The organism is Pseudomonas sp. XP2 (assembly GCF_053557975.1).
Genome location: NZ_JBNRIK010000031.1, coordinates 1 through 7855 on the forward strand (window position 1 = coordinate 1; position 7855 = coordinate 7855).

Annotated in this window: 8 protein-coding genes; 3 read left to right on the plus strand and 5 right to left on the minus strand. The window is 58.4% G+C overall.

The features are described from left to right. Positions 1-392 (plus strand): electron transfer flavoprotein subunit alpha/FixB family protein (locus tag ACK1VC_RS24790; protein WP_449118065.1); only part of this gene is annotated, 392 nt, incomplete at its 5' end. 35 nt (positions 393-427) lie between these two features. On the opposite strand, the gene ACK1VC_RS24795 is transcribed toward ACK1VC_RS24790, so the two are convergent. The 4 genes from ACK1VC_RS24795 to ACK1VC_RS24810 form a co-directional block, all read right to left on the minus strand. Continuing rightward, positions 428-1183, minus strand: coding sequence for an amino acid ABC transporter ATP-binding protein (locus tag ACK1VC_RS24795; protein WP_082422073.1), 756 nt, complete (start codon positions 1181-1183; stop codon positions 428-430). An 11-nt stretch (positions 1184-1194) separates the two neighbouring features. After that, the gene (locus ACK1VC_RS24800; protein WP_054833407.1) at positions 1195-1812 is read right to left on the minus strand and encodes an amino acid ABC transporter permease; all 618 of its coding nucleotides are present in this window, start codon (positions 1810-1812) and stop codon (positions 1195-1197) included. Between the two features lie 51 nt (positions 1813-1863). After that, on the minus strand, positions 1864-2511 hold the full coding sequence (locus tag ACK1VC_RS24805) for an amino acid ABC transporter permease (protein WP_016486806.1): 648 nt from the start codon (positions 2509-2511) through the stop codon (positions 1864-1866). A gap of 65 nt (positions 2512-2576) precedes the next feature. Next, a complete protein-coding gene (locus ACK1VC_RS24810; RefSeq protein ID WP_191087708.1) occupies positions 2577-3365 on the minus strand; it encodes an ABC transporter substrate-binding protein in 789 nt (262 codons plus the stop codon). 282 nt (positions 3366-3647) lie between these two features. On the opposite strand from ACK1VC_RS24810, the gene ACK1VC_RS24815 reads away from it, so the two are divergent. Then, on the plus strand, positions 3648-4088 hold the full coding sequence (locus ACK1VC_RS24815; protein WP_096426957.1) for an Lrp/AsnC family transcriptional regulator: 441 nt from the start codon (positions 3648-3650) through the stop codon (positions 4086-4088). Between the two features lie 51 nt (positions 4089-4139). On the opposite strand, the gene ACK1VC_RS24820 is transcribed toward ACK1VC_RS24815, so the two are convergent. Continuing rightward, entirely contained in the window at positions 4140-7187 is a 3048-nt protein-coding gene (locus tag ACK1VC_RS24820; protein ID WP_016486803.1) for an aminotransferase class III-fold pyridoxal phosphate-dependent enzyme, read from the minus strand. A 142-nt stretch (positions 7188-7329) separates the two neighbouring features. On the opposite strand from ACK1VC_RS24820, the gene ACK1VC_RS24825 reads away from it, so the two are divergent. Continuing rightward, a complete protein-coding gene (locus tag ACK1VC_RS24825; RefSeq protein WP_016486802.1) occupies positions 7330-7770 on the plus strand; it encodes an Lrp/AsnC family transcriptional regulator in 441 nt (146 codons plus the stop codon). Positions 7771-7855 lie beyond the last annotated feature (85 nt).

A 7855-nucleotide genomic window follows, 5' to 3' on the forward strand; every position in this document is an offset into this window, starting at 1 on the left:
GTGAAGAGCTGGCCAAGTCCGACCGCCCGGAACTGACCGCTGCCAAGATCGTCGTTTCCGGCGGCCGCGGCATGGGTAACGGTGACAACTTCAAGCACCTGTACAGCCTGGCCGACAAGCTTGGCGCGGCCGTCGGCGCTTCGCGTGCTGCGGTCGACGCAGGCTTCGTGCCGAACGACATGCAGGTCGGCCAGACCGGCAAGATCGTTGCGCCACAGCTGTACATCGCCGTCGGTATCTCCGGCGCGATCCAGCACCTGGCCGGCATGAAAGACTCCAAAGTGATCGTTGCGATCAACAAGGACGAAGAAGCGCCGATCTTCCAGGTGGCCGACTACGGCCTGGTCGCTGACCTGTTCGAAGCGGTGCCAGAGCTGGAAAAGCTGGCCTGACCCGCCTGCCTGGTTTTTGAAGAAGCCCGGCCCTCTTACAAAGGGTCGGCTTGCAAATGCTTCTTCAAAAAAGCCCGGGTACGATCCTGCACCGGGTTCCTCAGAATGTCCCCAGGAGCCCCCTGTTCCACAACAACCCCACCATCCATGAATACGATCTGGTCAGCAACCTCGCCGGCAAAGCGCATCTCATGCGTGACGATCAACATGGTCATGTGCTCGGCCGCCAGTTGCTTCATTACCAGGTTCACCTCTTCCACAAGCTCCGGGTCCAGGGCTGAGGTCGCTTCATCGAACAACATCACCTTGGGTTGCATGGCCAACGCCCGGGCAATGGCAACGCGCTGCTTCTGCCCACCGGACAAGCGCGACGGATATTCGTCAATCTTGTTTTCCAGCCCGACCTTTTGCAGGTACTCCAGGGCCAGCGCTCTGGCCGCACTTTTCGAGTAGCCTTTGAGCTTCACAGGCCCTATCGCGACGTTTTCACAGACGGTGAGGTGCGGGAACAGATTGAAGTGTTGAAACACCATGCCCATTTGCTGGCGCACCCGATTGATGTGCTGCTCGAAGGCGCGGCCTTTCAAGGGGCGGTTGACCTGATCACCATCCAGCCAGATTTCACCGTCATTGAGCACTTCGAGATGGTTGATCGACCGCAGCAAGGTGCTTTTGCCAGAGCCACTCGGGCCGATGATAGCGAAGATCTGCCCACGCGAGACCGACAGGTCGATGCCCTTGAGCACCTCAAGTGTGCCGTAGGCTTTGCGAGCGCCCTTCACTTCTACCATAGCGTTGTTGTTCATCGTGACATCTCGACCTTGGCTTCAATAAGATGCAACCCCGCCTCGAGTACCAGATTGGCCACGTAGTAGATCACTGCGACGGCTATATAGAACTCAAAGGGGCTATACGTTTCACTGACAGCCAATTGGGCGCTGTAGACGAGTTCGGCAATACCGATGATCGACACCAGTGAAGTGTCCTTCAGCAACACAATGAGGTTGTTCCCCAGTGGCGCAATGGTTTTTCTGAGCGCCTGCGGAACAATGATGTAGCGCTGGGTCATGGCTTTGCTAAGGCCAATCGAGCGCGCGCCCTCTATCTGGCCTGGGTCGACCGCCTCGATCCCGGACTTGATCACCTCAGCGTTGTACACCGCAAAATGCAGGCTTAGCCCGATTATCCCCGCAGCCAGCGCCGGAATATCGATACCCACCTGAACCAGCCCGTAATAGATCAGATACAGTTGCAGCAACAATGGCGTGCCCATCAACAGCCAGGTCACGAAGCGCACAGGCAGTGCCATGGCTTTCGGCGCATACAGGTCGATCAAGGCGAATAACACACCCACCATCAGGCTGATGACGCTGGAACAGAGAAACATGACAACCGTCCACCACAGACCGGTTGCCAGCATTTCATAGTAAGGCGTGATGACACTCAGGTTGAACCCTTCCACTGGCACTCCTCACTGGGTTGCGTAGCGCCGGTCCAGCACTTCCACCAGGTACTTGACCGCGTAGACCATGACGATATAAAGCAGCGCCGACACCATGAATATCTCGAACGGTTTGTAGGTTGAACTGATGAAGCGCTGCGCGGTGTAAGTCAGTTCGACCACCGAAATGGCCGACACCAGGGCAGAACCCTTGATCAGGCCGATAGCATTTACGCCAAGCGGCCTGATCATCAGCTTCATTGCCTGGGGAATGATGATGAACAACAGCGTCTGGCTGCGGCTGAAGCCAATCGACCGTGCGCCCTCCTCCTGGCCTGGGTCGACATTATCGATAGCCCCTCGAATGGACTCCGACATATACGCCGCTATATTCATGCCTAAACCGATCACCGCAGCAGAAAACGGCTCAAGCTCAATACCTATTTGTGGCCCACCAAAATAGATAATGAACAACTGCACCAGGCAGGGTGTACCGCGAAATACGCTGACGTAAATCTTGGCTGCCCACCGCAAGATAATAAATGGCGATAACCGGCACGCCACCAGCACGCAGGCAAGGAGTAAACCCAGTAAGAGTGATAGCAACGAGATCTGCACAGTTACCCAGGCGGCGTCCAGGAAGAACGGGTAGGTGCGATGGATCAATGACAGGTCCATAAAAACCACTCACAAAATTCAGCCAACCCGGCCCAACCTTTCGGTCAGGCCACTCCAGGTGTGCATCAGCGAATATCGCTACCCACCCATTTCATGGAGATTTCTTTATAGGTGCCATCGGCCAGAATCTCGTCCAGCGCCTTCTGCAACTGGGCCTTGAGTTCAGGGTTGTTTCTGCGAATGGCAATGCCCAGGCCTTCACGGCCACCCTGCTCGTCCGGCAGGCTGATGATGCGCACCTTCTGCCCGGTCTCTTTTACCGCAACCATGACCGGAATGCTGTCCATCACTACCGCGTCGATACGACCGGCTTCCAGGTCCACCAGCATTTCCGGTAAGCCTTTATAGGTGCGCACTTTAAGATTGCCGCGATTACGCGCCCATTTGTCATGCGAGTCGCCCAACGTAACGCCAACGGTGACATCCTTCAGGTCATCAAGCCCCTTGATCGAAGAGTCTTCCTTGACGCCGATGGTACGGCCTGCATGGTAATAAGGGCCCACGAAGTCGACGGCTTTCAGCCGCTCGGGGGTAATGGTCATCGAGGCAATGACAGCGTCATACTTCTTGGCCAGCAGCCCGGCGATAATGCCGTCAAACGGTGTGGTGATAATTTTTATATTCACACCCAGACGCTGGGCGAGTGCTTCACCAATGGAGGCGTCGAAACCGACAATTTCATTTTTTTCATTGGCAAAGCTGAAGGGAGCGTATTGGCCGCTCATTGCCACGCGCAGTACTTTTGACGCTTGAACGGCCTGCAAGTCATCGGCGTGCGCCAAGCCGTGAGAGAACAACCCAGCCGCCGCAACAGCGGTGGAAGCCAGTAGCATCCTGGTTTTTCTTGCCAGCATCGAGGCACTCCTTGGAAGTTTCTATTTCTTATTGTCTTGGGTTCTGAGGCCCCAACCTTCACTGAGAGCTTTGCACACTGATCCCTTGAAATCACCCTGCAATGTGCGCGTTCGACTGGCACATTGCCGGAATCGACCGACACAATGCCGGCACTACTTCGGGCCTTGAAAAACTGGAGTAGTGTCTGCCGATGCACTAAAAACAAGCAAGTATTCGGCTGGTTTACCTACTGTACTTTGGGCGGCCAGTCACTTATCGGTGATCAGGCGGGAGTGTCAGCATTGCGCGAATTAGACGTCAAAGATCGAGAAATCCTCGACATACTCTCCAAGGAAGCGCGTGTGGCACTCAAAGCGCTGGCTGCAAGAGTTGGCCTGTCAAGAAGTGCCACCAGCGAGCGGGTTTTGCAACTGGAACGCAGTGGGGTCATTCGCGGATATCGCGCCGACATCGGTGAAATCGATGCCCATGTCATACGGGCAATCATCCTGGTAGCGCTGAAACGTACACCGGCACTTGGGTTGTTGGACCTTCTGGCACAGAACGCCCAGGTGAAACGGGTTTCATCGGTCAGCGGGCAGCTCGACTTGATAGTGGAGGTCGAAGCACGGACGATTGATGATTTGAACCGTGTGCGGGACGCCGTGGCATGCCACGACTCTGTAGATGACATTACTACGGCAGTAGTGTTGCGGCGTGACATAGACCGGCAGAAGGCGTGATGCAGGCGCGGCCTTGTGTCGCGCCTGCAAAGACCGCGTAGTCTGCAAAAGCTACTTCAGTGCTGCGGTAAAGCTGTCTTTCAGCACGTCGAGGAGGAAGTCGGCATTGGCCCGGCTGAAAATCATCGATGGCCGCATTTTCAGCACGTTGTCATGCGGGCCTTCAGTGCCGATCAATACGCCGCGTTCCCTGGCGCCATCAGCCACTTTCCGGGCCAGGGACGTGGCCGGCGCCTTCGACTTGCGGTCGGTGACCAGGACGATGCCGAGGAAAAGCCCAAGCCCGCGCACATCACCAATCACATCGAATTGCTGCTGAAGCTTGCGGAACCCATCGAGCAGGTAGTTACCAACACTCAAGGCATTTTCTTTCAACTGGTCGCGCTCGATTGCATTGAGCACCGCCAGGCCTACCGCGCACGACACAGGGTTGCCGGCGAAGGTATTGAAATACTCCATCCCGTTATTGAAGGCATCGGCAACCTCACGCGTGGTGACAACCGCCGACATCGGGTGGCCGTTACCAATCGGTTTGCCCATGGTGACGGCATCCGGCACCACGCCCTGGGTCTCGAATGCCCACCAGTGGCTACCGACGCGGCCGAACCCGACCTGTACCTCATCGGCCAGGCAAAGCCCACCCTCGGCGCGAACCATGGCGTAGACCTCCTTGAGGTAGTTGTCAGGCAGGAACACCTGCCCCGCCACGCTGGGGATCGACTCGGCAAGGAAGAAGCCTGGGCCCTTGCCTGCCTTGCGTATGGCATCCAGCTGCTCTGCGACCGACTCGGCAAAACGCTTGCCATGCTCTTCCACTGGCCAGTGCCCGGGCGCGTAGTAGCTGTCCGGGACCATCGCCTCGTGAACATGTGCCGCCCTGCCCTTGCCGGCCTTGCGCTTGTACTTGTAAGGGCTAAGGTCGATGAGTTCTTGCGTGGTGCCGTGGTAAGCCCAGTCCAGCACGATCGCCTGGTCACTGCCTGTGTAGTTGCGCGCCATGCGCAGCATCAGGCTGTTGGCTTCACTCCCCGAACAACCAAAGGACGCTACGCAAAGACCCTCTGGCAGGGTACCGGTCAGGCGTTCGGCGTACTCGACGATGTTGTCGTGCAGGTAACGGGTGTTGGTGTTGAGTAGCGCAGCCTGGCGGGTCAAGGCCTCGACCACGTCGGGATGGCTATGGCCCAGGTGGCACACGTTGTTGAAGCAGTCCAGGTAGGCGCGCCCGAAGTTGTCGATCAGCCATACGCCATCACCACGCACGAACTTGATCGGGTCGGTGTACGAAATTGACAGGTTAGGTAGCAGCAGATCCTTGCGCTTGGCAATAATCTGGGCCTTGGTCATCCCTTGCTGGGTGTAGGTCTCTGGCGGGATACCCGCCAAGGCCGAGGCATCGGGGAACAGGTCGGCCCATACCTCCTGGTACTCGGGCTCACCCACGCCAATGACCTCGCTCGCACTCAGCTGGGTATCGGTGGTCATCTGCAGGTGCAGGTGGGGAATCCAGCCGCCGTTTTCATGATCGGTGCCCATGTAACCGACCAAGTCGCCGGCTTCGAGCTTGTCACCGGCTTTCAAGCGGCTGAGCGCTTCATGGGCCATGTGCCCCCACAGGGTCAGAAATGGCGGGCAACCGGGTGGCGTGTGCTCGATCATCACCAGGCCACCATACCCCAGCGGGTCTGGTTCAACCTCCACACTTCTGACAGTGCCAGCGACCGGTGCGTACAACGGCGTACCCGCTGGCATCACCAGGTCGACACCGACATGCAGTGTGCGGCGCTGCCCTTTGATGAAACGGGACTCGAACGCGCTGTCAGTGTAGATGGTGCGCAACTCCCCCCATGGCCCGATGGCCAATGGCACCTGGTGAGCAGCAGAAAACGCTTCCCACCAACGGGTTGCATCTGCAGGGCGCTGCTCAGCCGAGGCGATGGTCATTTCGTGGGTGGCGTCACCAAACGGTGCAATCACCTTGTTGAGGATGGCGGCGGACGGGCGCACCAGGTCGGCGAAGGATTTGTGGTTGTCCGCAATCCAGCGGCGGACATCACCCGCGCCTTCGATGGCATCGAAACCACAGGCCTTGCGCAGTATGCCGGTGGCCAGCCGTGGGTTCATCGAGTCGAGTTGTTCCAGCAGGCGCCAGGCAGGCGCTTCACTGATCGCCAGGTAGGGGTTGTGCTCTGTCTGATCCTGCCGGGAAGCGGAGAACGTGACGCTGACGACCAGGCGCATGGCGATCAGGTTGAACAACACATCAAGCTCTTGCGCCTGCAACGGGTATGTCTCGTGGAAACCGGCGGCCAGCGCAGCAGCAGCGCCGATCGGGTCGTCCATGTCCAGAATGGCGTACGCGCTGGCAATCGCGACCTCGGCAATCAGCACGGTATGCACGGCATCGCCAAAGTCGATGAAGCCCGTCACGGTACTGGTGGTTTCGGCATCGACCAGGATGTTCCAGTCGTTGGCGTCGTTGTGAATCACCTGCGCCCGGAGGGACGCCAGCTTGGGCTGTACGGTCTGTTCAAACCGGGTGATGAAGCGCTCGACAATGGCCCGGCGTTCAGGGCTCTTGATGAAGTGCAGGCGCGACCGGGAGCGCGCAGCATGGCGCAGATCCCAGTCAAGGTCGCGGACGGCACCCGGGTGCATGAAGCCCTGCAGTGCGCGGTCGAGTTCACCGAGTGCCCGACCGAAGTTTTTCATCAGGGCGAATGAGCGCCTGGCCTCGGCAAGTGGCGTACCGGCCAACCAGCTGACCAGGCGTACCGCGTGCGTTTCACCTGTGGCACTGGTCACCGATGGCAGGTAGTCGCCAGCCATGCTGGCCCGCAAGTGAGGCACGCGCAAATGCGCGCCGTGCACGGCCAGGTGATCAAGCAGCGCGGTTTGGAACTCGCTTTCCACCCTGGGTTCGCTGGCATTGACGATTTTCAGTATCCAGCCTGCATCCAGGCCAGTCTCCAGCCGGTAATTGCGATCACGCTCCCCATCCAGGGGCGTGGCAGTGCCAGAGACATTGAAGAAATCTTTTGCAAGGCCCTCGGCTTCGCTTGCCGAAAACCGAGGTGCCGGGTGGGAAAGGTCTGTCATGTCATCACGTTCCGAGCGAGCAAATTGTTTTTCAATAGCTTGTCATGCACCACCGAAACCGACACCCTGCATACCGTCGGGATCAACAGGCATTATGCCGGTTCCGACCGGCATAATGACGGCAAGCTAATCAGGTGGTGCAATGCGTGAGCTGGACGCAAAAGATCGTGAGATTCTTGAAGTACTTTCGAAGGACGCGCGCATTGCGCTGAAGGCATTAGCCGGCCGCATAGGCCTTTCCAGAAGCGCCACGACCGAGCGCGTCGCCAACCTTGAACGCAGCGGGGTCATTCGCGGTTATCGGGCGGATATCGGCGAAATAGATGCCAATGTGATACGCGCGATCTTGCTGGTGACATTGCAGCGCACGCCTGCCATGGGGCTGCTCGACCAGTTGGCCACGGACGCACGCGTGCGGCGGGTTTCCTCGGTGAGCGGCCAGCTTGACCTGGTGGTTGAAGTGGAGACCCGGACGATCGACGACCTCAACCAGGTACGCGACAACGTGGCACGGCACGAATCCGTGGATGACATTACCACGTCGGTGGTCCTGCGCCGTGATATCGACCGGCAGGGTGCCTGACGACCTGCAGGATGGCACGGGCTTCGCCCGTGTTCGCGGGGCAAGCCCGCTCCCACAGTGACCACGCTCGCTTTCAGCCTTTGTG